Genomic DNA, 23730 nt, shown 5'->3' on the forward strand with positions numbered 1-23730 from the left:
GACCAGTGCCTTTGGCCAGAGCCTTTGACTGCTGCCGTTGCCCGCTGCCCTGGCAGGAGGCCCTGTCAGATGCTATCCGTAGGGGCGGCGCGGGAATCAATTTGCTCCGTCAGTGCGTCAATCCGCTCCAGCGCGCCGGTGAGGCGCTCCACGGAAGCCCACAGTTCCGGCTGCTGTTCACGGATCTCTTCAAGGGAAGCCCCGGTGGAGCGCAGGGATCCCAGGTCGAAGCTGACGTTGGTCCGGGCTCCCGCCACGGCCGCGCGGAGGGCACCGAAAGCGACAACGACGTCGGCGATCAGTGCCTTATTGCCGTGCGCCGCCAGCCAGGCGAGATCGTCTATGGCCTGCACCGCCCGGGCGCCGAGCACGGCGGAGGCGTGCGCGGCGTCAACTGAGGCCTCGCGGATGGCGTTGTCCCGTTCAGCGCCGGGCTCCAACCGGAAGGCGGCGCCGAAGGCCCGGGACGCCGTCGAATCCTCGTCGGCCAGGTGCAGCGCCTCGCTCCGCAGTCTCCGGGCACGGTCCCTGAGATCGTCCACGGTTTGCTGATGGTCCGCGCCCGGTTCGGTATAGCCGGCCACCATCGAGGCCAACGACGCAGCAACGGCCAGCATTACGCCTGTCCCGGCACCGCCGCCCGGTGAGCCGGTGGATTCGGACAGGCCCTGCGTCCACTCCTCAACGGTGGAACTCCGGGTGGTCACGTCACGTTCTTCCATGGTTGAAGGGTGCCCAGGAACAGGCCCGGCTAAACGGGTCCGGTCCCTGCCGTCCCGTCCCCCCATGTAGTCTCGGCACATGATCCAACGCCACCGCTACCCGTACGGCGAGGATCCCAGCCAGTGGGGCGAACTGTTCCTCCCCGATCTTCCCGTAGGCGCCCGGCACCAGGGCGTGGTGGTGGTGATCCATGGCGGTTACTGGCGCGCGCAGTACGGCGCCGAGCTCGGCGAACCTCTGGCCAGGGACCTGGCGGAACACGGGATCGCCGCCTGGAACCTGGAGTACCGGCGCGCCGGAAACGGAGGCGGCTGGCCCGGCACGTTCGATGACATCCTGGCGGGCATCGACCAGCTGGCAGCGCTCGCGGACCCCCATGCCCTGGACCTGGGGAAGGTGGTGGCCCTGGGCCATTCGGCCGGAGGGCACCTGGCCGTCTGGGCCGCCGGGCGGGACAGGGTGGCGGAACTGGGGACAGGAAACGCGGACAGCCTTCCAGGCCGGCGGGGAGTCCGGCTCGCCGGCGTGGTCAGCCAGTCCGGGGTCCTGGACCTGGCCGGCGCTGAACGCCTCAACCTCAGCAACGGTGCCGTAGCCAACCTGCTGGGCGGACCGTCGTCGGAATTCCCCGCCCGGTACCGGCTGGCCAGCCCCATGGCGGCGCTGCCGCTGGACGTTCCCGTGTACGCCGTCCACGCCGACGCCGACCACGATGTGCCGCCGGAAATGTCCACAGGCTATGTGGATGCGGCCCGGGGATCGACGGTGCCCGCACGGTTCGTCAGCGTCCCCGGCGACCACTTCGCGCTGATCGACATCACCGCCCCGGCCTACCTGGCGTGCCGCCAACTGGTGTGTGAACTGCTGCGCTGACATGGAATTCGGCCCCGCCCGCTTCTCTGGCAGAGTATGACCATGCTCACAGTGATCGGCGAAGGCCTTGTTGACGTTGTCCAGCGCGCTTCGGGAATCGAGGCCCACGTAGGCGGCAGCCCGCTCAACGTTGCGGTGGGCCTGGCCCGCCTGGACCATCCGGTGCAGTTCATTGGCCGCTACGGGCGTGACGCCTACGGCGATTCCGTGGCCGCGCACCTCCGCGCCAGCTCGGTGATGCTTCCGCTGGGCCCGGATGAGTTGCCCACCAGCGTTGCCACCGCCTTGATTGACGACGACGGCGCCGCCACCTACACGTTCGACCTCGCCTGGGACCTTCCCGGCATCGCAGACCGGCTCGGCTTCATGCTCCAGGGCACCACGCTGCTGCACACCGGATCGATCGCCACGATGCTGGCGCCCGGAGCCACCGAGGTGCTGGCCGCCGTCGAATACGCACACCCGCATGCCACCATCAGCTTCGACCCCAACTGCCGCCCGAGCATCATCACCGACGTGGATTACGCGCGCCGCCATGCGGAAAAGTTCGTCTCCCTCGCCGATGTGGTGAAGGCCTCGGATGAGGACCTCGCCTGGTTGTATCCGGGGCAGGACGTCCTGGAATCCGCGCGCACGTGGCTGGCCATGGGCGGCTCCGAGGGCCCCGCGATGGTGGTGGTGACCCGGGGTGGCGAGGGTCCATGGGGCATCACGGCCGCAGGCGAGGCCGCAGTGGCGGCCCCGCGCGTCGAGGTGGCGGACACCGTTGGCGCCGGCGACTCCTTCATGGCGGCACTGCTCTCCGGACTCGTGGACCGGGGCCTGGACGGCGCGGAAAACCGGAAGGACCTGCGCGAGCTGCCCGCGGAGGCGCTGGCGGAACTGCTGGCCCACGCTGCCCGCGCCGCTGCTGTCACCGTTTCCCGGCCCGGCGCCAACCCGCCCACCCGGGCGGAGATGAACGCCCTGCCGGGGGACTGACGCGGGAGCTGGCCCCCCCACATCGACACTGCAGGGTGAATGCCTTAGTATCTTTAGCTTGACGGGCGTGTTACTAGGCTATCGAGGAAGGGTCATGACTCCTTTAGGTGGATTGGGAAGTGTCGACACCCGGGAAGCGGTTGGCCGGATCGGTGCAACCGACGTCCTTGATGCGCTGAGCGAGTACCGTGCCGCGGAGACAGCCATGCTCCGCCGCACCCGCCCCATCATGGATCGCGGTGCAACCGACGTCCTCGCCCTGCGCTACGTCCGTGAGGCAACACTTCGCGGCGATGGCATGCGCCCCACGGAATTATCGGCCCTGTTGGGGCTGAGCTCCGCCTCGATTACTGCCCTGATTGACCGGCTGGTGTCAGGCGGCGTTGTGGTGCGGGAGCCCCACCCCTCGGACCGTCGGGCTTCCATCCTCCGGAGTACCGGGCTGAGCGAGACCGCGGAAGTCCAGGCGCTGGACGACGCCCGGCGGCCCATCGCCAACCTCATAGAATCCCTTGACCGCGACGAGCTTGGAACAGTTTTCGGCTTCCTGGTCCGCATGCGCCACGCCATGGACGAGGTGGCGAGGGGCTGATCCGCCAAACCGGGCTGGACAATTGCCTAGAGGTACTAAATACTAGGCAAACTAGCAATTCGGTAAACGAGGGATCGAGGGCGACATGACAGCGGTAGCAGAACCACAGAGCCGGAACCGGAATCACCTGGCCGATGTCGTCGCCCTGCCGCTGCCCGACAGCTATGGCTTCAATGCCGATCCCGTGGGGGCGTCCGGCGCGCCCTCGGAGGCCGGCGGATGGATGAAAGCAGTTGCCTTGGCGTCCGCCAAACTGGAGCAGCTGCAGTGGGAGCTGGACGCCGCCGAAGAGGACCTGTGCGCGGCTCTCCGCGGCGCCTCGGCCTTCAGTGTCAGCGCGCCTGCCCTGGCCCGGACGGCCGGCCTTTCAGCCGACGAGCTTGAGGCTTACCTGCAGCGGCCTGCACTGATGGATGTTGCCGCTGCCCCCGGTTTGGCCGGCCCGGCCATACCGCCGCTCGGCATGCAGGCGCAGGCCTAGCTCAAGCTACTTAGCTCCACTTTGGCGGGCTGTTGCCCCGCCGCCGCCCTGCGGCCACCCGCCCCGGTGTTTCGCTGACGCGCCGCAGCCGCATGCCGGCGTCGTCCGCCCCTGGCGTCCGGCGCGTATTGGCCCCGCCCGCCTGTTAGGCCAGGGAGAGGAAAAGCTTCTCCAGCTCTTTCCGGTCCAGGGTTTCGTCCTTCTGGACGATGCACTGCTCCAGCCCGGTGGCGATGATGGCGAATCCGGCCCGGTCAAGGGCCTTCGATACCGCCGCCAGCTGCGTGACCACATCCTTGCAATCGCGGCCTTCCTCGAACATGCGCGTGACAGCGGCAAGTTGGCCCTGGGCGCGCTTCATGCGATTGATGACGGGCGTAAGTTCGGCGGGGTTCAGTTCCAAGGTCTACTCCAGTGACGGGGGATTGATGATCCCAGCCACCTTTCCAGCGGGCCATTCCCCGCGCAGCGCCCTAGGTTCCGCTCCAGACCGACGCCGAGCCGGAGTGGCCGGTCACAACGGCCTCGTAGATCAGGAACAGCCCCGCCAGGACGCCGAGAACTGACGTAGCCGGAACAAGCCAGCGGGCGGCCAGGAGGCGTCCGGTTCCGCGGAGCACGTGCCAGCGGTTCACTGCGGCGGGGAAGGCGGCAAGAATCTGCGCGGCCGCCACCACCAGGAAGATCACCGCCACGAACCGGAAGAAGCCGCCCTGCTCGGCGTGCTCCCGGATGAGGTTCGAGGCAGGCCTGGCCTTCTCCAGCTGTTCACCGGCCTGCGCGGTGAGGATGGACAACGGCACCAGGCCAAAGGCCAGGACGCCGAGGGGCCAGGCCAGGTAGGCCCTGCTCCGGCGCCAGAGTGCAAAGACCACCGCCATCAGGCCCGCCAGCGGCGCCAGGACAACCACTCCATGGACCAGGAGGATGTGGGCCGGAAGGCCGCCGATTTCCACCATGCAAAGCTCCTAGGGACTGGGCAGTGACGCCGGATCAGGTGTGCTGGAGTCAGGCTATCCCCGTGGTGCCCAGCAGCAGGCCAACGCCATAGGTGAAAGCCATGGCAAGGGCGCCGCCAATTACCAGGCGCAGGGTGGCCTTCCGCTTCGAGCTGCCGCCGATCCTGGCGCTGACCGTGCCGGTAATCGCCAGGGCGATGACAACCGCCACGAAGGTGAGGGGGATCCGGATTTCGGCCGGTGGCAGCAGGATTGCCAGCAGCGGCAGTACCGCACCGACGGTGAAGGCGATGGCCGAGGCAAACGCTGCGTGCCAGGCGCTGGCGACGCTGGCCTCATCAATCTTCAGTTCGGCCTCCAGGTGCGCGCCCAGCGCATCGTGCTCGGTGAGCTCGAGGGCCACCGTGCGCGCGGTTGCTTCGGTGAGTCCCTTCGCCTGGTAGATGGCGGCTAGCTCCTCCAGTTCGCCGTCGGGATCGTCACGGAGTTCTTGGCGTTCCTTCTCGATCAGGGCCCGCTGGCTGTCGCTTTGGCTGCTGACGGACACGTACTCGCCCAGCGCCATGGAGACGGCGCCACCCACCACGGCGGCCGCGCCGGCCACCAGGATAGGGGTGACATCGTTGGTCACACCGGCGACTCCCACCACCGTTGCGGCCACGGACACGATGCCGTCATTGGCTCCAAGGACGCCCGCGCGCAGCCAGTTCAGGCGCGCTGCAATGCTGTCGTCGTGCGGCTCGTTTGGGTGCTGCTTCAGCAACTCAGTCATAGGGGAAAGTAAAACACCGGCAGCGGTCCCCTGCTACGCAGGTTTGCATACCCTATCCGCGCCCCCGGGCACGCCCTGTCTTGCGCCGGGGGTCAGAGCTGGGGAACGCACGGGCCGCTGCCCAGGAGGGCCAGCCCGGCGCGGTCCCCGGCGGCGAAATCCACCACGCCCATGTTGGCCGCATGCATCAGCTGGCCCGGATCGTTGACGTGGTCCAGGCCCACAACGTGGCCGAGTTCGTGCATGATGATGGCCCGCACCTGGTCCGTTCCGTCCGGGCGGCTGGCGAGGATGCCCGCGAGGTCGGGCGCATCCAGCCGGATCTGGCCGGCGGCGAGGACCATCGGCTGGCCGGGTGCCTGGACGAAGGTGCTGCCGCCGTCGCCCGCGATGTCGCCGGCGAGGCCGGGTGACTCCTGCGGGGTGGACCATGCGATCAGCACCGGGGCCCAGCGCTTGCCGTAGCGGTCCGGCTGGAAGGCTTCCCGCTCATCTGCCGGCGCTTCGGTTGAGGTGCCGTCGTAGATGAACTGCAGGCCGGTGGCCGCGGAGGTCGCTGCTACCGCGTCCCGGATCAGCGCGTCCCCACCCGGCACGGCGAAGTCAGGACGCACTACGTAGTGGACCGGACGGCACGGATCGTATGCGGCGAACCGCTGGCCGGGATCGGGCGAGTCCTGCAGGACGAAAGCCGTGGAGCCGGTGCTGGCCGGGGGAGTCCCCAGGGGCGAGGACGCGGCCTCGAACCCGGGCGGCGGAACCGTTGCCCCCGGCAGGTACGGTGCCGCGAAGGGAAGGACAACGCGGTTGAAGAACGACGGCGTGAAGTACAGGCAGATGACCAGCGCCAGGCCGAGCGCGGGGAGCAGCCGCCGCTTCCGCTGCCGGGGCCGGTACGGCCGGCGGAAACCGCCAAACGCCGGCCGTCCTGCGGGCGCCGGTTCCGGTGCGCGCCACGGAGCCTGCTGTGCCTGCCGGCCGAACGCCTCGTCGATGGCCCACTGCGGGATCCTTCCGCTCGGTGACCGGCGCACCCTTGGCAACGGGCCGCCGTCGGGCGCTCCCGGCCATGTGCCATGATCCCTGCCTGAACCGCCCACCCAACATCCCCCGTGCCGCCTGCCGATGAATCCTCTTCAGCTTAGGGGCGGCGAGGCGCCTGTTTCCGGCGGCTAAGCGCAGGATTTCCACAAGTTAAAAGCGCCCGCCCGGCCGGAGCGCTGGTGCCGTTCCTGCCGGGCGGGCGCCCTGTGGTGGTTGGCGGCTATTCTTTGCCGAGGTTGGCGGCGGAGGTCTTCTCGCCGGTGACCTCGTTGAGGGCCCGCAGGTCGAAAATGCCGTTGATGTCGGCCTGCTTGGTGGTTCCGGCCGTGACGCCATCGGCCAGCAGCTTCTGGTACGTTCCGGCCAGCGGATCCACCGTGAACACGATGTTCTTGAGCGACCGGTCGATGACATCGGCCTTGAGCTCGGCGCCGGCCGCTTCCTTGAGTGCTGCGTTGATGACGGTGGCCTTCTCATCCGCGGCGGCACCGTTCAGCCACTCAACGGACTTGGCGTGGCCCTTCAGGAGCGCCTTGACGGTGTCCGGGTGGTCTGCGGCGAATTTCTGGTTGACGATCAGGATGGTGGTGGGGAATTCGCCGGGCTTGCCGGACAGCGAACCGTCCCACAGGTCCTTCTCGTCCACCAGCACCTTGGCACCGGCGGTCAGCACCAGGCGGGAGGCCCAGGGCTCGGGCAGCCACGCGCCGTCGAGCTTGCCGTCCTGGAACAGCTTCAGGGTCTGGGCGTTCTCGGTGGGGTTGATGGCCACGTCGCCGCTGCCGTCCACGTTTGTCTTGTAGCCCTGGGCGGTCAGCCAGGCGCGGAGGGCCACGTCCTGGGTGCCGCCGAGCTGCGGGGAGGCGAGGGTCTTGCCCTTGAGGTCCGCGGCGGAGTTGATCTCCGGCTTTACCACGAGCTGCGCTCCGCCGGCGGCGGCACCGGCAATGATGTTGATGGATTCGCCCTGGCTCTTCACGAACGAGTTGATGGCCGGGTTGGGGCCTAGGTAGGTGGCGTCGATGGCTCCGGCGTTGAGCGCCTCAATGGCCGCGGGACCGGCGTTGAAGACCTGGGTGCTGAGCTTGGTGTCGCCGAGCTGGTCCTTGATGAAGCCTTTGCTGACGCCCACCAGTGCGGGGGCGTGGGTGACGTTGCCGAAGTAGCCGAGTTTCAGTTCCGCTGCCGGGTTTCCGGCGGGCGCTGCTGCGGCCTCTGGTGCGGTGGCGGTGTTGTTCGCGTTGACGGCTGAGGCGACGGCGGCGCCGCCTCCCACGAGGGCGAGGATGGCGGCGGCGATGCCGATTTTCAGGCCCAGGGGGCGCTTGGGAGTGGCCTGGCCGGCGACGATGCGGGTGGAGTTTCCGGGGTTCTGCGGACTCGTGTCCTGGGGGTCTGCCATGGGGATTCCTTTGCTGGGGCGGGTGCTGAGACGAGATTACGGAGCGCCCAGCAGGGCCACAATGATTCCCGTAGCAGGCGTTAACGGGACGACGCGCGGCCGCAACGCGGCGTCGTGCAGCGTCACGGAAGGTCGCACGGCGTCTTCCCCGCGCCCGGACATCCGGGTGCAGTCTCCCGTTAAACCACCACCGTCATGCCGCCGTCGATGAAGATGGTTTGCCCGTTGACGAAGGCCGAACCGTCCGACGCCAGCCAGACGGCAGGGCCGGCCAGGTCGCTGGCGGTACCCCAGCGCCGGGCCGGTGTCCTTCCCAGGATCCAGGAGTTGAACTGCTCGTCGTCCACCAGGTTCTGCGTCATCTCCGTGTGGATGTAGCCCGGAGCGATGGCGTTGATCTGCAGCCCTGATGACGCCCACTCCGCCGTCATGGCACGGGTCAGGTTCCGCAGCCCGCCCTTGGCGGCGACGTAGGGCGCGATGGTGGGCCGGGCCAGGTCCGTCTGGACGGAGCAGATGTTGATGATCTTGCCGCGGCCCCGGGGCACCATCACGCGGGCTGCGGCGCGGCCCACCAGGAAGGCACTGGTGAGGTCGGTGCTGATGACCCGCTCCCAATCGCTGACGTCGAGGTCCAGCATGGCCACCCGGTGCTGGATTCCGGCGTTGTTGACCAGGATGTCCAGGGGGCCAACGTTCTCCTCCACCCAGGCAACGCCCCGCTCGGCGTCGCTGTCCCGGGTGACGTCGAACGCGCAGCTGCGGATCCGGCCCGGGGCGAAATCCGCTGCCATCGACGCCTCAGCCGCTGCGAGCCGCTCCGCATTGATCCCGTTCAGGACCACCGTGGCGCCGGCCTCCGCCAGTGCCCGGGCGAGTGCGTTGCCGATGCCGCGGCTGGAACCCGTGACCAGGGCGGTGCGTCCGGTCAGGTCAAACAACTGGCTCATCGCCGGGCCTCTCCGGCGCCGGCGGCGCTGGGGTTTGCGACGGCCTGCCGCACCACCGCAAGGTCCTGGTCTCCCAGGCCCTGCGCCACCAGCTCGGTGTACAGCTCGATTCCGGCGGACGCCATGGGTGTGGCGGTACCCGCGCTGCGTGCACTGTCCAGTACGAAGGACAGGTCCTTGCGCATGAACTTGGCCGGCCCTGTGGGTGTGTAATCCTTGGCCGCCAGCCGGGGTCCCACCTGGTCCAGCACGCGGCTGCCCGCCAAGCCCCCGGCGAGCACCTCGAAGAGGGCGTGGACGTCCAGGCCCGAGCGTTCGGCCAGCTCCGCGGCTTCGGCGAGTGCCGCCGTCGTGGTTCCCACCACCAGCTGGTTGCATGCCTTGGCGAGGGAGCCGGCGCCCAGCCCGCCCAGCCGCCGGACCGCCGCGCCCATGGCCTCCAGGACCGGCAGCGCACGTGCGAAGTCCGCCTCGGAGCCGCCGGCCATGATGGCCAGGGTTCCCCGGCGCGCGCCGTCCGTGCCGCCGCTGACCGGTGCATCGAGCACGGAGGCGTTCCCGGCGCTCGCCTCAGCCACCGCAAGGCCGAACGCCTGCACCCCCACCGGTGACACGCTGCTCATGACCACCACCAGCGTCCCCGGCGCGGGTGGCTCCGTCCGCCATGCCGCCAGGAGGCCGGCGGCGGACTCTTCGATGAAGGGGAGGTCGGGGAGCATGAAGATGATGACGGGCTCGCCGCGCAGGTCGGCGACGGTGTCGACGCCGGACCCGCCCCGGAGTTCAAGGTCCCGGACGGCTGCGGGGGAGCGGTTCCAACCCCTGACCTGCCACCCGGCGCCGAGCAGGTTGGCGGCCATCGGGGCGCCCATGAGGCCGAGCCCCACGAAGCCGACGGAGCCGTGCGTCACTTGGCGTCCTCCACGACCAGCAGGTCGCGGCCGTTCGTTTCGGGGGTGAAGAAGGTGGTGGCGAAAGAGATTGACGCCAGCACCAGGGAGTAGATCGCGGGAACCAGCCAGGAGTGGCCGGTAGCTGCGAGCAGTGCCACACCGATCATCGGTGCAAAGCCGCCGGCGAGCACTGCGGAGATTTCGCGGCTGAGGGCGACGCCGGTGAAGCGGTGCTGGGAGCCGAAGAGTTCCGGCAGCAGGGCGCACTGCGGGCCGAGCATGGACTGGACGCCCAGGGCGATGCCCACCACCATGACCACCCAGACCAGGGTGACGTTGCCCAGTGTGACCAGGTAGAAGGCCGGGAGGGCGATGACGGCCTGGAACAGGGCGCCGTAGCGGTAGACGGGTACCCGGCCGAAGCGGTCGGACAGCGCACCGAAGGTGACCACCAGGACCGCCGCGAATCCGGCGGCGATCAGCAGGCCGGTGGGGCCGATGAACTTGTCGCCGGCGAAGACGCCGGCCGGCATGCTGATGAAGGACACCAGCAGCGCCGAGTAGATCGATGAGTTTCCGTTCTCACCCATCCGCAGGCCGATGCCCACCAGCACGTTCTTCTTGGAGTGCTTCCAGATCTGGCCCACCGGGTTCTTGACCACGGCCTTGTGTTTTTCGAGCTCCTGGAAGACCGGGGTCTCCTTGAGCTTGAGCCGGATGAAGACGGCGATGATGATCAGGATGACGCTGGCCAGGAAAGGTACGCGCCAGAGCCAGCCCTGCAGGACTTCCTTGTCCGCCAGGGCCATCAGGGCGAAGGTGCCGGCGCCCAGGAGCGTGCCCAGCTGGATGCCCACGAAGGGCAGTGAGGCGAAGAAACCGCGACGGCGGCGCGGGGCCACCTCGGAGATCAGCGTTGTGGCGCCTGCCTGCTCGGCTCCGGCGCCCAGGCCCTGGAGGATGCGCAGGGCAACCAGCAGCACCGCCCCGAGCATCCCCGCCTGCTCAAAGGTGGGGAGGAGCCCGATGGCGAAGCTGGCCATGCCCATCAGGCCGATGGTCAGGATCAGCACCATTTTGCGGCCAAACCGGTCCCCGATGTACCCGAAGACCACGCCGCCGAACGGCCGGGCCGCGAAGCCGACGCCGTAGGTGGCGAAGGAGGCGATGACGGCGCCGCTCTCGCCCAGCGGGGCGAAGAACAGCGGGCCGAAGATCAGGGCCGATGCGAGGCCGTAAATGTAGAAGTCGTAGTACTCCAGGGCCGAACCCACGGAGCTGGCAAGAGTTGCCCTTCGCAGCTGCTCCGGATCGACGACGGCGCCGTCCGCATCGGTCTGCGGTGATTTAGTACGAGTTGTCACGAGAACTCCCTCTAATGCACTCCAGGCCCCCGTTGGCCTGGTGGGATAGCGACAACACCTGTTGTGTCGATCACTATGCTGAACACAATACAGCAAGCTGAACAACTGGCAACAGTTTTTTGTTTTGTTGAGAAGCGGCGTTCCTCTGCGGCTTGGAGTCCGCGGCCGCGCTTAGCCCATAGGGTTGCCCAGCGAGTGCGCCAGCTCCTTGAGCTCCTTGACCATCTGCGAGCCCTGTTCCGGAGTGTAGGTGGCCTTCAGCGCGGTGACGGACAGGCCCAGGCTGGGACCGTGGGCGCCGCGCGTGGGAACAGACACGGCCAGGCACACCACGCCGGTGGTGCTTTCCTCGTCCTCGAAGGCGTAGCCCTGCTCGCGGATTTCGCGCAGCTGCGACTTCAGTTCCGCCCCGGTGCGCAGCGACTTGGGCGTGAGGACCGGCAGTTCGGCGTCGTCAGGGAACATCCCTTCGATGTCGTGCACGTTGAGCCGGGCGATCAGCGCCTTGCCTACGGCGCAGAGGGATACCGGCATCTTGTCGCCGATATTGGAGGTCAGGCGGACTGCGGGGTGGCCCTCGTAGCGGGCGAGGTAGATAACGTTGGTTCCGTCCAGCATGGCGATCCGGACGGTCTCCCCGGAGAGGACGGAGGCCTGTTCGCAGTAGCGGTAGAACTCCTGGACCTCGTCCATCCGGCCCAAGTAGGCAGCGCCGAGTTCCACCAGCTTGCGGCCCAGGGTGAATTCCGCTCCCTGCCGGGTGATCAGCCGGGCTTCTTCGAGCGCCAGCAGGAGATTGGAGGTGGAAGACTTGGGAATCCCCACTTCGCGCGAAAGGTCGCTGAGGGTCAGCCGCCCCGTTGCAGAAGCCGCCAGCGCATCCAGGACGGCGGCCGCACGCGTGACTGCCGGCGCCGGCGAGGCGGCTCCCGACTTGTCCGGTGAAGCGGGGGTGCGGGAATCGGCCATGATTCTCCTTAGGTTGCCGGGACTGACTGCAGTGTCCGTTCAGTCAACTGAACGCTATCCATCATAAGTGCCCCGGCGAATGTGCGGTCCCGAAGAATACGGGAGCGGCCCGTCAACCCACCGCGCTGGCCAGGGTTCCGACGCCCTCCACCACGATGTCCACGCGGTCGCCCGGCTCCACCGGCACCGCGGTGCCGGGCGCGCCAGTCATGACGACATCCCCGGGCTCAAGGGTCAGCCAGGAGGTGACGTAGACAAGGCAGTCCACCACAGAGGAGGGCAGGTTGAACGTCCCGGAGTTGGCCTTGGGCACTCCGTTGACGAAGACGCCGATGCCAGCCCGCTCGGGATCCGGAAGGGCGGTTTCTATCCACGGTCCGAGTGGCGTGTAGTTGACGCCGGCCTTGCCCTGGAAGTTCCGCTCGTCCACCGCGTTCTGATCCACGTTGGTGACGTCGTTGACGCAGGTGTAGCCGAGGACGTGGTCCAGGGCGTTCTCTGCGGTCAGGTCAGCTGCCTGCTTGCCGATCACCACGGCGAGTTCACCTTCTACGTTCACTGTGCCGCGGCCGCGTGCGGCGACGATCCGGTCGCCAGGTCCGGCCACTGTGTGGACGGACTTATGCCATGCCTGGATGGGCAGTGGGTGGTCGTTGAGGGTCAGGTTGTGGCCGATGCCTACCACTACCGCCGGGGCCACGGGAGCGAGGAGCTCCGCCTCACCTGCGGGGGTGGTGCCGCCCGTGAAGCGGAGCGGTGCCTCGAACGGGTCGACGATGTGGTGCCATGATCCGGCCCGTTCAACCGCGTGCCGGGTCCCGGACGCTGTGTTGATTCTGGCGATGCGCATTGGTTCTCCCGGTACTGGCTTAGTAGAAGTGGACGGTGTCCACGAGGTGGGGAAGCTCGCCGCCGTCGAGGAAGGTGCGGAGGTTGCTGCAGAACCGCTCGGTGATCAGCCGGTTTTCGGCGGCGCTGAGGGCTGACGTGTGGGGCGAGACCATAACCCTGGGGTGGCTCCACAGGGGGCTGTCCCGGGGCAGCGGCTCCACGGCGAAGACGTCCAGGCAGGCGTAGCCCACCTGGCCGTTCTCCAGCGCCTCCAGCAGCGCATCCTCATCCACCACGGTGCCTCGGCCAACATTGACGAAGGTGGTGCCGGGTTTCATGGCCGCGAACAGTTCCCGGTTGAAGAGTTTCTCTGTGTATTCGGTTCCGGGCAGGGTGTTGACAACGGCGTCTGCCGTGGCGAGGAGTCCGGGCAGGCCCGCGTTGTCCACCACCTGGTGGATGCCCTCGATGGGCTCAACGGTCCGCTTGGTGCCGCTGACGTTCATGCCGAGCGCCCTGGCGATCCGGGCCGTTTCCAGCCCGATTTCGCCCAGGCCGCTGATCACCAGGTTCGAGCCGTTGACCAGGCGGGTGGGTACCCGCAGGTCGGGCCAGGCCTTGGCGGCCTGGTCCTGGGCCAGCTCGGCGCTCCGTTTGAAGCCGTTCAGGATTCCCATCGCCGCAAATTCGGCGAGGGGAAGCGCGTGTACTCCGGCGGAGGTGGTGATCCGGAATTTCTGCAGGACGTCCTGGCCGAGCCCGGATGCCTTGACCGCTCCGCCTGCCCCCGCCGCCATGGCATGGATCCATTCGAGTGCGGGGTTATCCCGGGCGATGCGGGCCAGGCCCGCAGGGCTCTCATTGGGGAAGCCGTAGAGCACTTCGGCCCTGCCGAGCATGGCCCAGTAGCGTTCCTCCTGCCCGGGCGTGCGCTCGAAAGCGGGATCGCCGGCGTGGTCTGCGGGAAAGCGCTCCGGCGGGAGGAGGCCGGGCTCGTACAGGACGGTGATGGACGGATCGACGGCACGGATCTGGTCCACGAGCTCTGCTTCGAGCGGGACGGCGATGGCCACAGTCTTGGGAGAAGTCATCTGTTCACTATACTGTCTGCTGGCTAGCATGCTGAACAGTTTGGACTATGTTTCTGTCACTGCAGCCGGGTCATGCGGCTTTGACCACCGGAAGTTCGTCCCAATGGGTGGTGTACCGGGGCGAGCGCATGTCACGCTTCATGGTCCAGTCGAGGCCGGACTTGATGCCGGCATGTCCCAGCCCGATGGCCCCGCGCCCGAAGCGCCGGCTCACATCGTCAAGCAGCGGGCCGATGCCGCGTTCCTCATGCCGGTTCTCGAACAGTTCGAGCGGCGACTGGTTGCCGCTGGGCCGCAGGTCGGTCAGCATGATCCCCGCCTTGGCATATTTGAGGCCGTCCCGGATGTGGGGGAGCAGGGCATGTGCCGCCCTGGTCAGCAGCAGCGGGTCCGCCGTCGGCATCGGCAGCGAAACGCATACGGACGGGTACGCCTGCTCCTGTTGGCGGAAGGGTGACGTGGCGGCAAATGCCGTGAGCACTTTCGCCTGCAGGCCGTGCTTGGACAGCCTGGCGCTCGCCTGCTGCCCGTAAATGCTCAGCACCTGCCGCAGGCCGTCCGCACTGGCGACCGGCGTGGCGAACGATCGCGAGAAGATCAGCTGGTCCCGGCCGATTCGCTCCTCCTCCATGGGAATGCAGGGGGTGCCCCGCAACTCGAGGACGGTGCGCATCAGCACCACCGAAAACCTGTCCCGGATCATCACCGCATCGGCGCGGACCAGGTCCTGGACCGTGAAGATCCCCAGGACGTTGAGCCGCTTGGTCAGCCTTCCGGCGATGCCCCAGATCTCGTCCACGGGCAGCCGGGCCAGCAGGCTGTCCCGGACATCGTGGGGGACCGCCTCCCATAAACAGACCCCGTCAAAGGCCGGGTTGTTCTTGGCCCACTTGTTGCAGAGCTTGGCGAGCGTCTTGGTGGGTGCGATGCCCACGCATACGGGAACGCCCACATGCCTGCGGACGGCGTCCTTGATGGTGCGTCCGAGGGGTAGCAAGGTGCCGGCGTCCCCCTTGACCCCCAGGAACGCCTCGTCGATGCTGTAGACCTCCAACCAGGCCGAGTACCTGCCGAGCAGCTCCATGACCCGCGCGCTGATGTCGCCGTAGAGTTCGTAGTTGCTGGATTTCGCCACGAGGCCCCACTCCTTTGCCCGCGGCGCGAGCTTGAACCAGGGTTCACCGGTGGTGATGCCGAGTGCCTTCGCCTCGGGGGAACGGGTAACGGCGCAGCCGTCGTTATTGGACAGGACCACCAGTGGGCGGCCCTCCAGCGAGGGGTCGAAGGCCCGTTCCGCGGACGCGTAGAAACAGTTGACGTCTACGTGGGCGATCTGCGGCATGTGGCGCATGAGGGCAGGTTTAGCCACGGCGGGCCTCAGACATGGTGCAGGCACCTTGTGGCGACTCCCCAGATGGTCAGTTCGGAAAGCGCCGATACCTTGATGTCCTGGTACCGGGGATTTTCCGCCTGCAGGACGATTCCGGTGGCCGTGATGCGCAGCCTCTTAACGGTGAGTTCACCGTCCAGCACGGCAATCACGACGGACCCGTCCTTGGGTTCCAGCGCGCGGTTGACGATCAGCTCGTCCCCGTCGCTGATGCCGGCACCCTCCATGGAGTTTCCGGTGACCCTGACAACAAAGGTGCTGGTGATGTCCTTGATCAGGTGTGCGTTCAGGTCGATCCGCCCGTCGAAGTAGTCCTGTGCCGGCGATGGAAAGCCGGCCGCGACTGCCACGGGAGAGATCAATACCGAGAACAGCGACGCGCCTGCATCTATCACGCGAGGCCCGACAATAACGCCCACAACACACCCTTATTCGAATATTTGTTCGATAAGTTCAGTGTAGCGCCGGACGCCGACAATGAGCCCGGCGTTGGGTCATTGCGCTATGACATAGATGAATGTAAATATATACGTGTGTCTATGTCTTTGGAATTGACCGCGGTCCAAACGGTTGCTTGCTGCTCCCCGCTGGCGCGGGAGCCCTTGTCCCTGCCCGAGGCTGAGGGAATCGCGCCACTGTTGAAGGCCCTGGCGGATCCGGTCCGGTTGCGGCTGATGTCCCTGGTCGCCTCGCATGAGGGCGGTGAGGCGTGTGTCTGCGACCTGAACGACGCCTTCGAGCTGTCCCAGCCGACGATCAGCCACCACCTGAAAATCCTGCACGGGGCCGGTCTGCTGGACCGGGAGAAGCGTGGCGTCTGGGTTTACTACCGGGCCCGCACCGAGGCCCTTCAGAACCTCGCCACACTGATCGGGGGACAGGCGACGTGAGCGTCCTGGCGCGCAGAGCCGGTGCCGAGCTCGTCGGTACGGCATTCCTCGTGATAGCCATCGTGGGCTCCGGGATCATGGCGTCACGGTTGTCCCCGGACGACGTCGGGCTGCAGCTTCTGCAGAACAGCGTGGCCACAGGCGCCGCCCTGGTCGCGCTCATTGTCGCCCTGCAGCCGGTCTCCGCCTCGTTCAACCCCGTCGTCACCCTGGTCGAACGCGCCTTGGGCATGATTGACACCAGAACATCGGCGGCTCTGATCGGCGCCCAGTTCCTGGGCGGCCTGGTGGGCGCCCTTGCCGCGAACCTGATGTTCGGCCTGGACGCCGTCACGTTCTCCACGCGTGAAAGAGCCGGGGCCGGCCTCTGGCTCGGCGAGGTCATCGCCACCATCGGGCTGCTGCTGGTCATCTTCGGCACGGTCCGTTCCGGGAGGACCGACCGGGTCGCGTTCGCCGTCGGCGGCTACATCACGGCAGCGTACTGGTTCACGTCCTCCACCAGCTTCGCCAACCCCGCCGTCACGATCGCCCGGACCATCACGGACACCTTCGCCGGGATCTCCCCGTCGTCCGCTCCCGCTTTCATCCTCGCCCAGCTGGCCGGCGGGGCAGCCGGCTACGCCCTGGTCCGATTCCTTTACCCCGCCCTTGCTGCTTCCACCGCTGCCGCGGCGGTCGCGGCTGATCGAAAGGTGCTCTCGTGAGCCACAAGCCCTCCGTCCTGTTCGTCTGCGTCCACAACGCCGGCCGTTCCCAGATGGCCGCCGCGTTCCTCGCCACCCTGGGCAAGGGTGAGATTGAGGTCCGCTCCGCCGGGTCCCAGCCCGTGGACAAGGTCAATCCCGCCGCGGTCGAGGCGATGGCCGAGGTCGGTATCGACATGTCCGCCGAGATCCCTAAGATCCTCACCACCGAGGCCGTGAAAGGTTCCGACGTCGTCATCACCATGGGCTGCGGTGACGAGTGCCCCTACTTCCCGGGGAAGCGCTACGAAGACTGGGTCCTGGAAGACCCCGCCGGCAAGGGCGTCGACTCCGTCCGGCCCATCCGCGACGAGATCAAGACCCGGGTCGAGGCGCTGATCGCCTCCCTGACCCCGGCTACCGCATAACCCGTCACCCGAACGGCACCGTAAGTGCGCGCCGACGATTGAAATGAGGACAGCATGACAGCACAGGACTCCCTGCCGGTCGCCGTGATCGGTGCCGGACCCGTCGGCCTGGCAGCGGCCGCGCACCTGCTCGAACGCGGCCTTGAACCGCTCGTCCTCGAAGCCGGCCCCACCGTCGGAGCCGCAGTGCGCGCGTGGGGCCACGTCCGGGTGTTCTCCACCTGGCAGTACAACCTCGACGCCGCCGCCGTCCGGCTGCTCGAGGCCACTGGTTGGGAAGCGCACCGTCCAACCGCACTGCCCTACGGACACCAGATCGTCACCGGCTACCTCGAGCCCCTGGCCGCCACCACCGCACTCAAACACCGGATCCGGACCGGAGCCAGAGTCGTTGCCGTCACGCGGCAGGGCATGGACAAAGGACGTAGCGCCGGCCGCGACCAAGCTCCGTTCCTCCTGCGCATCCGGCACACCAGCGGCGACACCACAGAGATCCTGGCCCGCGCCGTCATCGACGCTTCCGGAACCTGGACCACCCCTGCGCCCCTTGGATCAGGGGGGCTGCCCGCGCCCGGTGAGGCCGAAGCCCGGGCCGCCGGGCTGATCACCGGGCCGCTGCCTGACGTCTCCGGTGACGGGTTCGCGGGACGCCGCACCCTGGTCATCGGCTCCGGACACTCGGCCGCGAACATGGTCCTGGACCTCGCCCGAACCGCCCGGACCAATCCCGGAACCGAAGTCCTCTGGGCCATCCGCGCCAACACCCCTGCCCGCGCCTACGGCGGCGGAGACGCTGACCAGCTTCCCGCCCGCGGCCAGCTCGGCACGCGGCTGCGCACCGCCGTCGACACCCGGGCCGTCCAACTCCTCACAGGCTTCCACACCAACGGCATTGACATGAACGGTGGCACGGTCACGGTCATCGCTGCTGACGGCCGCCGTGTCGAGGCCGACCTGGTGATCCCGGCGACCGGGTTCCGCCCCGATCTGTCCATTCTCACCGAGCTGCGCCTCGACCTCGACCCCGCCGTCGACGCACCCAAAGCCTTAGGCCCGCTGATCGACCCGGACTTTCACAGCTGCGGCACCGTCCCGGCCCACGGTGCCAGGATCCTTACCCACCCGGAGAAGGACTTCTACCTGGCCGGCATGAAGTCCTATGGCCGCGCCCCGACCTTCCTGATGGCCACCGGCTACGAACAGGTCCGCTCAATCGCCGCCGCCCTCGCCGGAAACAGCATGGCCGCGGACACGGTCGAACTCGAACTCCCCGAAACCGGCGTCTGCTCCACCAGCATCCCCGACAACGACGCGGTAATGGCGGACTCCTGCTGCGCAACCCCGGAGCCTGTCATTGTGTCGGTTGGATTTTCCACTGGCCTGCAGCACGGCCGCACCAACCAAGCAGCACCCCTGTGACCCCAGGCGCCGGGTTGAGGATCCGTGAACTGACCAGGAACGACTGGACCGTCGTCAAGGACATCTGGGCAGAGGGCATCGCCACCGGAAACGCGACCTTCGAGCAGGCCCCGCCGTCCTGGGAAGACTTCGACGCGGGGCGCCGGCCGGACCTGCGCCTCGTCGCCGAAGACCACGGAACCGTCATCGGGTGGGCAGCCGGATCGCCCGTGTCCTCCCGACCCGTTTACTCCGGCGTCATCGACCACTCGATCTACATCAGCCCGGCCGTTAACGGTCACGGACACGGCTCCCGGCTCCTTGCCGCCTTCATCCGTCACTGCCACGCCGCAGGGGTCTGGACCATCCAGTCCAACGTCTTCCCCGAAAATACTGCCTCTCTCGCACTGCACCAGCGCCACGGATTCACCATCGTCGGCACCCGCCGACGCATCGGACTCATGGTCTACGGGCCCCACGCCGGCATCTGGCGTGACACCGTCCTGATCGAGCACCGCAGCCCGGACAGCCCGGCGGGTGCCGCCGGCAGTCCTTCTCAGCCCGTTACTTCGGGCAGCTCAGGTCCGGGTTGAACGCCGCGAACATGCCGTCCGGATTGTCCCGCCAGACCCACGCATGGAGGGCGAAAGAACCGGGGAACGGGCCGTCTTCAAACTTCAGCCCGGCAATCGAGGGCCGGTTCTTCGCGGTTGAAATGAACTCGGCGGCCACCAGCCGGTACCGCCCGTTCCGGTCCGGCATGTAGACGAGGACCTCGGGCTTGCGGGCCTGGGTCTTGTCGTCGAGCAGCTCCTGCTTGGCGTAGTGGAATCCCATCGCCCCCACCCCCGGCATGTCGATGCACTCGGTGATCTTCTTGTAACCGTCGGCTTCGGCGTTCTCCAGCCAGCGGTAGTCGTCCGTGACGTGGCGCAGTACCCTGACCAGCCGGCGCTGGTCGTCGTTGTTCCGCCAGTCGTCACCCTTGTCGGAGCCCTCGTGCCCGGACCCGCCGTGTGCCACGGCAGCCCCCGGTGCGAGCCCCAGCGCAAGTGCCGCTGCGGCTATGGACAGTACCCCATTTTTGGTGCGGTTCATCGTTGATCTTCTGCCCCTCCGAGACCTGTGTCTTCCTCAGGGATGCGCAGCGCGGGAACGGGATGTCCCGCCTTCGCCAGATGCCGGCAGATTTCCCGGGAGTGCCGGTGACAGTGCCGCCCGCAAGGCCGAGCGTCCTCTCATTGGGCGGCGTTTCCAGTATGCTCCTGCCCCGGAACGCCGCGCTACGCTACGGGCCGGTAGTAGGGGAACCACGGGACTCCCGGCCAAACCCCCAGCGCAGGCGCCTCCCCGCAATCCACGTAGACTGGCAGCATGCGGTTGGTGGCAAGCGATATTGACGGAACGATCCTCGGGCACGACGGGAAAATCAGCCCCCGCACCATCCGCGCCTTCCATGCCTGCCGCACCGCCGGTGTGGAGCTCGTTTTCGTGACCGGCCGGCCGCCCCGCTGGCTGCACCCGCTCGAGGAACAACTGGGCCACACCGGCCGCGTGATCTGCTCCAACGGCGCGGTGGTCTGGGACCTGGAAGCCGACCGCCTGGTGTCCGCCCGCACCCTGGCCATCGGTGCGGTCCTGGAAATCCGCCGCATCATCAAGGACCTCCGCCCCGCCGCGCTGTTCGCCGCCGAAACCCTCAGCGGATTCCACCTTGAGCCCGGCTTCATCGAGAACGAATCGAGCGAACTGCTCACCCAGTTCACCCCGGCGCCGCTGCGCGAGACGCTCACGGCGGATGACGCCGTCGTCAAGTTCCTTGCCATCGTCCGCGACGGCACCCCCGACGACTTCCTCGCCGAGGTGGCCCCCGCCGTCGAGCACCTTGCCGCAGCAACGCACTCCTCGCCCGGCGTCGCCATGCTGGAACTGTCCCTCCCCGGCGTCAACAAGGCCGTCACCCTCGCCGAGTACGCGGCCGCGCTGGGAATCGGCGCCGCAGACGTCGTGGCGTTCGGCGACATGCCCAATGACATCGAGATGCTCCGCTGGGCCGGGCACGGCTACGCCATGGCCAGCGGCCACCCCGAGGCCATCCGTGCTGCGGGGCAGCAGGCACCGCATTTTGACGACGACGGCGTCGCCCAGGTCCTGGAGGAACGCCTCGCTTCCCTTGGGGTGCAGCACTCCTGACGCCGGCGTTCCCGTGTGGTGCACCTGCCGCCATTTTCACAGGTTGCGCTCACTTGCCGTTCACCTTCGTTCCGTAGCGTGAAGCGCGGAGGGCAGGCACCTCTCCGGCCGGCAAAGGGGACAACATGGCACGAAGCGCAAAACACCAGACCGCTGAAGCACCGCTGCGCAGGGCAACGCCCGCGCCGCACTGGAAGAAGCTCCGGCAGGGGGACCGCGTCCGCGTCCAGCTCGCGCCCGGATTCGATGCCGCGGGCGTGGTGGATGCCATCACGGCTGACCATTCGGCCGTGTGGGTCCACCTCGATGGTGGCCGCGGCCGGACGCTGCTGCACTGCAGCGACGGCGTGGAAATCCTTCCGTACGGGGACTGACGCCACCGCCATGGGCGGGTGGGCCGGCTCCGGTACGCTCACTCTGTGAGCCTGCCGTTCTTCGACCACGCCGGCGCCGATGGCGCCCCGCTTCCCATCGCCATGGCCCACCGCGGCTTTTCCGTGGACGGACTCGAGAACTCGATGGCGGCGTTCCGCGCCGCCGCTGAGCTGGGCTGCCGCTACCTCGAAACGGACGTCCACACCACGTCCGACGGCGTGCTCCTCCTCTTCCACGACGGGACCCTGGACCGCGTGACGGACGGCAGCGGACGCGTAGCCGACCTTCCCGCCCAGGATGTTGCCGGTGCCCGGATCGGCGGGCGCGAACCTATTCCCACCTTCGAAGAACTCATCACGGCCCTGCCGGACGCGCGGCTGAACCTGGACGTCAAGGACTGGGGCTCGGTCCGCAGCACCGTCGAGGCCATCGAACGCCACGCTGTCCACGACCGGGTACTGATCGCCAGCTTTTCGGACCGGCGGCGGCGGGCCGTGCTGAAGCAGCTCAGCCGCCCGGTTGCCTCGTCCGCTGGCGTCGTATCCAACGCCCTGTTCGCGCTGCTGGGCCCCGTGCTGCCCGGTCCGGCGTTCCGCTGGCTGATGCGGAGGGTCCTGCGGGACGTGCACGCGCTGCAGGTGCCCGTGCGCTACGGCGCGGTGCCGGTGGTTACGCCCGGTTTCCTGCGCCGCGCGGAGTCCCTGGGACTGGTGGTCCACGTCTGGACCATCAACGACCCCGCCGAGATGCGCCGGCTCCTGGAGCTCGGCGTGGCAGGCATCGTCACCGACCGGGCGGACCTGCTGCGCCAGGTGCTCATGGAGCGCGGCGAATGGCCCGGCCCGGGCGCTGCCGAAGAGGGCCGGAATCGCTAGTACCGTCTCCGTCCGTTCGCAGGGCCTTCGCCGGGCCCGGCCTTACCCGGCGGGATCATCAGCATGCTTACAATTAGTCCAGAGCTGGGGCGTTGGACCGCAGCCCGAACGGAAGGACGAAGGACCGTGAGCACCTACCATCCGGAGAACGACCCCGCCAACCCGGACAAGCCGGGCAAAGACAGTGCCGACAACGTCGGCGCGGCCCAGGACGACCTCGCGAAACAGCGCAGCACTGAAGCGGGGGACTCGCCCAACCCGGATCCGGCCGAAGGCAACATCACCGGGCTGGAGCCCGGCGGTGGAGTGCCGCCGGGAGAGACCCCGCCGGCTGAAGGCCAGATGAGCCGGGACCAGGGCCACTCCGAGTAGGCAGTGGCTTAGGCGGACTCGTTCTCCTGCGGACTGCGCCCGGCGGGCTCGGCCAGCTGGCGGTTGAGGCCATCAGCGTCCTGCCGGGTGTTCCAGGACGCCCAGTCCTGCGGGCGGACGGAGGGACGGCCCAGCAGGTACCCCTGCCCGGCGTCGATGCCCAGTTCCGTCAGGACCTTCAGCTCGCCCACGGTCTCGATGCCCTCCGCCACCAGGGTGGTGCCGATCTGGTCCGTGAAGTCCACCAGGCAGGTGGTCAGTGCCCGCTGGAGGCCGTCGTTGTCCACGTTGCCGAAGACGTCCCGGCCAACCTTGAGGAAGTCCGGCCGCAGGTGCACCATGCGGCTCAGTGCCCCGGCGCCGGAGTGCGTGTCGTCAATGGCGATCCGCAGGCCCTTGTCCCGGAGCGGGTTAATGGCGGCGATGAACTGCGCATACTCCTCATCCGGGATGGTTTCGGTCAGTTCGAGGACTACCCGGTCGATGGGAAGGTCGATGTGCGCGAACAGTTCCGGCAGCCGCGGGTCCAGGCAGGACGTAGGCGAAATGTTGAGGGAGACGTACAGGTCCGCCGGCAGGTCCCTGGCCGCGGCGGCAGCCGAACCCAGTGCCGAGAACTCAAGGTTTGCGCCGAGGCCTACGGCGGCTGCCTCTGCGAACCAGAGTTCGGCGGCGGCGCCGTCATCGCTGACGAACCGGGAGAGCGCCTCCACTCCCACCACGCTCTTGTCCGCCAGCCCGTAAATGGGCTGGAACGCCGTCATCAGCATCTGGTTTTCCAGGAGCGCACTGATGCGGGACACGCTGCGGATGGCATCCAACTGCTCCGCAAACTTCGGCGGCATGGAGTTCGGCGCCAAGCGCATCTGCCGCGCGCTCTCGAGCGTCTCTTCGGTGTTGGCGTCGCTGCGCCGGGTCTCGAGCAGGTACTCCAGCAGCGCCCGCTCGGGCACGCCGGGATTCTCGTCGAGGCTGTTGCTGAGGCGCTGGCGGACAGCGGCTCCGGACGGATCAGTGTCCGCCAGGACCGCGGCGATGATTCCCCATGCCTGTACACGAACCGACATTAGCTACGCCCCCAGTTGACGAAGTAATGACCCATTGGCCCATTAATGTTCAATTTCTAAAACGCCTTTAACGTTTGGTGCTGACAACGGCGGTTTTCCGCGGTGCCGGAAAACCGTCCCCCGCACGATGA

Annotated in this window: 29 protein-coding genes; 13 read left to right on the top strand and 16 right to left on the bottom strand. The window is 67.7% G+C overall.

What is annotated here, in order from left to right; all coding sequences use genetic code 11:
• Window positions 1-65: 65 nt before the first annotated feature.
• Complete coding sequence (locus BLT71_RS02345; protein WP_091717241.1) at window positions 66-722, bottom strand: cyclodeaminase/cyclohydrolase family protein; 657 nt, start codon at window positions 720-722, stop codon at window positions 66-68.
• Window positions 723-801: 79 nt separating this feature from the next.
• On the opposite strand from BLT71_RS02345, the gene BLT71_RS02350 reads away from it, so the two are divergent.
• From BLT71_RS02350 to BLT71_RS02365, 4 genes are all read left to right on the top strand, one after another.
• Window positions 802-1596, top strand: a complete 795-nt coding sequence (locus BLT71_RS02350) for an alpha/beta hydrolase family protein (RefSeq protein WP_172829893.1) — start codon at window positions 802-804, stop codon at window positions 1594-1596.
• Between the two features lie 42 nt (window positions 1597-1638).
• A complete protein-coding gene (locus BLT71_RS02355; protein WP_091723759.1) occupies window positions 1639-2577 on the top strand; it encodes a carbohydrate kinase family protein in 939 nt (312 codons plus the stop codon).
• Window positions 2578-2671: 94 nt separating this feature from the next.
• On the top strand, window positions 2672-3169 hold the full coding sequence (locus BLT71_RS02360; RefSeq protein WP_091717243.1) for a MarR family winged helix-turn-helix transcriptional regulator: 498 nt from the start codon (window positions 2672-2674) through the stop codon (window positions 3167-3169).
• A gap of 85 nt (window positions 3170-3254) precedes the next feature.
• A complete protein-coding gene (locus tag BLT71_RS02365; RefSeq protein ID WP_091717245.1) occupies window positions 3255-3650 on the top strand; it encodes a hypothetical protein in 396 nt (131 codons plus the stop codon).
• Between the two features lie 145 nt (window positions 3651-3795).
• Here BLT71_RS02365 and BLT71_RS02370 read toward each other — a convergent pair whose 3' ends face one another.
• From BLT71_RS02370 to BLT71_RS02430, 13 genes are all read right to left on the bottom strand, one after another.
• Complete coding sequence (locus tag BLT71_RS02370; RefSeq protein ID WP_091717247.1) at window positions 3796-4053, bottom strand: metal-sensitive transcriptional regulator; 258 nt, start codon at window positions 4051-4053, stop codon at window positions 3796-3798.
• A 70-nt stretch (window positions 4054-4123) separates the two neighbouring features.
• Window positions 4124-4609, bottom strand: coding sequence for a hypothetical protein (locus tag BLT71_RS02375; RefSeq protein ID WP_091717249.1), 486 nt, complete (start codon window positions 4607-4609; stop codon window positions 4124-4126).
• 49 nt (window positions 4610-4658) lie between these two features.
• Window positions 4659-5381: a VIT1/CCC1 transporter family protein gene (locus tag BLT71_RS02380; RefSeq protein WP_056077160.1), complete on the bottom strand. Its 723-nt coding sequence runs from the start codon at window positions 5379-5381 to the stop codon at window positions 4659-4661.
• Between the two features lie 92 nt (window positions 5382-5473).
• On the bottom strand, window positions 5474-6415 hold the full coding sequence (locus tag BLT71_RS02385; protein WP_231994419.1) for a matrixin family metalloprotease: 942 nt from the start codon (window positions 6413-6415) through the stop codon (window positions 5474-5476).
• Between the two features lie 230 nt (window positions 6416-6645).
• Complete coding sequence (locus BLT71_RS02390) at window positions 6646-7827, bottom strand: ABC transporter substrate-binding protein (RefSeq protein ID WP_091717251.1); 1182 nt, start codon at window positions 7825-7827, stop codon at window positions 6646-6648.
• 179 nt (window positions 7828-8006) lie between these two features.
• The gene (locus BLT71_RS02395) at window positions 8007-8777 is read right to left on the bottom strand and encodes an SDR family oxidoreductase (RefSeq protein WP_091717253.1); all 771 of its coding nucleotides are present in this window, start codon (window positions 8775-8777) and stop codon (window positions 8007-8009) included.
• Window positions 8774-9688, bottom strand: coding sequence for an NAD(P)-dependent oxidoreductase (locus BLT71_RS02400; protein ID WP_091717255.1), 915 nt, complete (start codon window positions 9686-9688; stop codon window positions 8774-8776). Before BLT71_RS02400 ends, BLT71_RS02395 begins: the two co-directional genes overlap by 4 nt.
• Window positions 9685-11034 (bottom strand): MFS transporter, encoded by a 1350-nt coding sequence (locus BLT71_RS02405; protein ID WP_056077150.1) that lies wholly within the window; start codon window positions 11032-11034, stop codon window positions 9685-9687. Before BLT71_RS02405 ends, BLT71_RS02400 begins: the two co-directional genes overlap by 4 nt.
• 171 nt (window positions 11035-11205) lie before the next feature.
• A complete protein-coding gene (locus tag BLT71_RS02410) occupies window positions 11206-12003 on the bottom strand; it encodes an IclR family transcriptional regulator (RefSeq protein WP_056077148.1) in 798 nt (265 codons plus the stop codon).
• A 112-nt stretch (window positions 12004-12115) separates the two neighbouring features.
• Window positions 12116-12853 carry a fumarylacetoacetate hydrolase family protein gene (locus BLT71_RS02415; protein WP_091717257.1) on the bottom strand — a complete coding sequence of 246 codons (738 nt, stop codon included), beginning with the start codon at window positions 12851-12853 and terminating at the stop codon, window positions 12116-12118.
• A 19-nt stretch (window positions 12854-12872) separates the two neighbouring features.
• Window positions 12873-13925: a D-2-hydroxyacid dehydrogenase gene (locus BLT71_RS02420; protein WP_091717259.1), complete on the bottom strand. Its 1053-nt coding sequence runs from the start codon at window positions 13923-13925 to the stop codon at window positions 12873-12875.
• Between the two features lie 70 nt (window positions 13926-13995).
• A complete protein-coding gene (locus BLT71_RS02425) occupies window positions 13996-15276 on the bottom strand; it encodes a Y-family DNA polymerase (protein WP_172829894.1) in 1281 nt (426 codons plus the stop codon).
• A gap of 26 nt (window positions 15277-15302) precedes the next feature.
• Window positions 15303-15734 (bottom strand): LexA family protein, encoded by a 432-nt coding sequence (locus BLT71_RS02430; protein ID WP_056077140.1) that lies wholly within the window; start codon window positions 15732-15734, stop codon window positions 15303-15305.
• Between the two features lie 120 nt (window positions 15735-15854).
• Here BLT71_RS02430 and BLT71_RS02435 point away from each other — a divergent pair, with 120 nt between their 5' ends.
• From BLT71_RS02435 to BLT71_RS02455, 5 genes are read left to right on the top strand one after another with little or no spacing between them, the layout of a single operon-like run.
• The gene (locus tag BLT71_RS02435; protein ID WP_056077138.1) at window positions 15855-16205 is read left to right on the top strand and encodes an ArsR/SmtB family transcription factor; all 351 of its coding nucleotides are present in this window, start codon (window positions 15855-15857) and stop codon (window positions 16203-16205) included.
• Window positions 16202-16912 carry an aquaporin gene (locus BLT71_RS02440; protein ID WP_091717261.1) on the top strand — a complete coding sequence of 237 codons (711 nt, stop codon included), beginning with the start codon at window positions 16202-16204 and terminating at the stop codon, window positions 16910-16912. The genes BLT71_RS02435 and BLT71_RS02440 overlap by 4 nt, the downstream gene beginning before the upstream one ends.
• Window positions 16909-17319 (top strand): arsenate reductase ArsC, encoded by a 411-nt coding sequence (locus tag BLT71_RS02445; RefSeq protein ID WP_056077134.1) that lies wholly within the window; start codon window positions 16909-16911, stop codon window positions 17317-17319. The genes BLT71_RS02440 and BLT71_RS02445 overlap by 4 nt, the downstream gene beginning before the upstream one ends.
• 54 nt (window positions 17320-17373) lie before the next feature.
• Window positions 17374-18738 (top strand): FAD-dependent oxidoreductase, encoded by a 1365-nt coding sequence (locus BLT71_RS02450; protein ID WP_091717264.1) that lies wholly within the window; start codon window positions 17374-17376, stop codon window positions 18736-18738.
• Window positions 18735-19310 carry a GNAT family N-acetyltransferase gene (locus BLT71_RS02455; RefSeq protein WP_231994420.1) on the top strand — a complete coding sequence of 192 codons (576 nt, stop codon included), beginning with the start codon at window positions 18735-18737 and terminating at the stop codon, window positions 19308-19310. Before BLT71_RS02450 ends, BLT71_RS02455 begins: the two co-directional genes overlap by 4 nt.
• On the opposite strand, the gene BLT71_RS02460 is transcribed toward BLT71_RS02455, so the two are convergent.
• The gene (locus tag BLT71_RS02460) at window positions 19282-19815 is read right to left on the bottom strand and encodes a hypothetical protein (protein ID WP_056077127.1); all 534 of its coding nucleotides are present in this window, start codon (window positions 19813-19815) and stop codon (window positions 19282-19284) included. The genes BLT71_RS02455 and BLT71_RS02460 overlap by 29 nt on opposite strands.
• A 276-nt stretch (window positions 19816-20091) precedes the next feature.
• Between BLT71_RS02460 and BLT71_RS02465 the strand changes: the two genes are divergently transcribed.
• From BLT71_RS02465 to BLT71_RS02480, 4 genes are all read left to right on the top strand, one after another.
• The gene (locus BLT71_RS02465; RefSeq protein WP_091717268.1) at window positions 20092-20910 is read left to right on the top strand and encodes an HAD family hydrolase; all 819 of its coding nucleotides are present in this window, start codon (window positions 20092-20094) and stop codon (window positions 20908-20910) included.
• A 125-nt stretch (window positions 20911-21035) separates the two neighbouring features.
• On the top strand, window positions 21036-21284 hold the full coding sequence (locus tag BLT71_RS02470) for a hypothetical protein (protein ID WP_091717270.1): 249 nt from the start codon (window positions 21036-21038) through the stop codon (window positions 21282-21284).
• A gap of 45 nt (window positions 21285-21329) precedes the next feature.
• On the top strand, window positions 21330-22160 hold the full coding sequence (locus BLT71_RS02475; RefSeq protein ID WP_091717272.1) for a glycerophosphodiester phosphodiesterase: 831 nt from the start codon (window positions 21330-21332) through the stop codon (window positions 22158-22160).
• Window positions 22161-22286: 126 nt separating this feature from the next.
• Entirely contained in the window at window positions 22287-22532 is a 246-nt protein-coding gene (locus BLT71_RS02480; protein ID WP_091717274.1) for a DUF6480 family protein, read from the top strand.
• 8 nt (window positions 22533-22540) lie between these two features.
• Here the strand turns inward: BLT71_RS02480 and BLT71_RS02485 are convergent, their stop codons facing one another.
• Window positions 22541-23599: an EAL domain-containing protein gene (locus tag BLT71_RS02485; RefSeq protein ID WP_231994421.1), complete on the bottom strand. Its 1059-nt coding sequence runs from the start codon at window positions 23597-23599 to the stop codon at window positions 22541-22543.
• Between the last annotated feature and the right edge of the window lie 131 nt (window positions 23600-23730).

It is taken from the genome of Pseudarthrobacter equi (assembly GCF_900105535.1).
Lineage (GTDB): Bacteria > Actinomycetota > Actinomycetes > Actinomycetales > Micrococcaceae > Arthrobacter > Arthrobacter equi.

Excerpts from the sequence above, each read along its gene's own strand:
- BLT71_RS02345 (WP_091717241.1), bottom strand. The coding sequence starts at position 722 with ATGGAAGAACGTGACGTGACCACCCGGAGTTCCACCGTTGAGGAGTGG.
- BLT71_RS02350 (WP_172829893.1), top strand. The coding sequence starts at position 802 with ATGATCCAACGCCACCGCTACCCGTACGGCGAGGATCCCAGCCAGTGG.
- BLT71_RS02355 (WP_091723759.1), top strand. The coding sequence starts at position 1,639 with ATGCTCACAGTGATCGGCGAAGGCCTTGTTGACGTTGTCCAGCGCGCT.
- BLT71_RS02360 (WP_091717243.1), top strand. The coding sequence starts at position 2,672 with ATGACTCCTTTAGGTGGATTGGGAAGTGTCGACACCCGGGAAGCGGTT.
- BLT71_RS02365 (WP_091717245.1), top strand. The coding sequence starts at position 3,255 with ATGACAGCGGTAGCAGAACCACAGAGCCGGAACCGGAATCACCTGGCC.
- BLT71_RS02375 (WP_091717249.1), bottom strand. The coding sequence starts at position 4,609 with ATGGTGGAAATCGGCGGCCTTCCGGCCCACATCCTCCTGGTCCATGGA.
- BLT71_RS02380 (WP_056077160.1), bottom strand. The coding sequence starts at position 5,381 with ATGACTGAGTTGCTGAAGCAGCACCCAAACGAGCCGCACGACGACAGC.
- BLT71_RS02390 (WP_091717251.1), bottom strand. The coding sequence starts at position 7,827 with ATGGCAGACCCCCAGGACACGAGTCCGCAGAACCCCGGAAACTCCACC.
- BLT71_RS02395 (WP_091717253.1), bottom strand. The coding sequence starts at position 8,777 with ATGAGCCAGTTGTTTGACCTGACCGGACGCACCGCCCTGGTCACGGGT.
- BLT71_RS02410 (WP_056077148.1), bottom strand. The coding sequence starts at position 12,003 with ATGGCCGATTCCCGCACCCCCGCTTCACCGGACAAGTCGGGAGCCGCC.
- BLT71_RS02415 (WP_091717257.1), bottom strand. The coding sequence starts at position 12,853 with ATGCGCATCGCCAGAATCAACACAGCGTCCGGGACCCGGCACGCGGTT.
- BLT71_RS02420 (WP_091717259.1), bottom strand. The coding sequence starts at position 13,925 with ATGACTTCTCCCAAGACTGTGGCCATCGCCGTCCCGCTCGAAGCAGAG.
- BLT71_RS02425 (WP_172829894.1), bottom strand. The coding sequence starts at position 15,276 with ATGCGCCACATGCCGCAGATCGCCCACGTAGACGTCAACTGTTTCTAC.
- BLT71_RS02435 (WP_056077138.1), top strand. The coding sequence starts at position 15,855 with ATGTCTTTGGAATTGACCGCGGTCCAAACGGTTGCTTGCTGCTCCCCG.
- BLT71_RS02450 (WP_091717264.1), top strand. The coding sequence starts at position 17,374 with ATGACAGCACAGGACTCCCTGCCGGTCGCCGTGATCGGTGCCGGACCC.
- BLT71_RS02460 (WP_056077127.1), bottom strand. The coding sequence starts at position 19,815 with ATGAACCGCACCAAAAATGGGGTACTGTCCATAGCCGCAGCGGCACTT.
- BLT71_RS02465 (WP_091717268.1), top strand. The coding sequence starts at position 20,092 with ATGCGGTTGGTGGCAAGCGATATTGACGGAACGATCCTCGGGCACGAC.
- BLT71_RS02470 (WP_091717270.1), top strand. The coding sequence starts at position 21,036 with ATGGCACGAAGCGCAAAACACCAGACCGCTGAAGCACCGCTGCGCAGG.
- BLT71_RS02485 (WP_231994421.1), bottom strand. The coding sequence starts at position 23,599 with ATGTCGGTTCGTGTACAGGCATGGGGAATCATCGCCGCGGTCCTGGCG.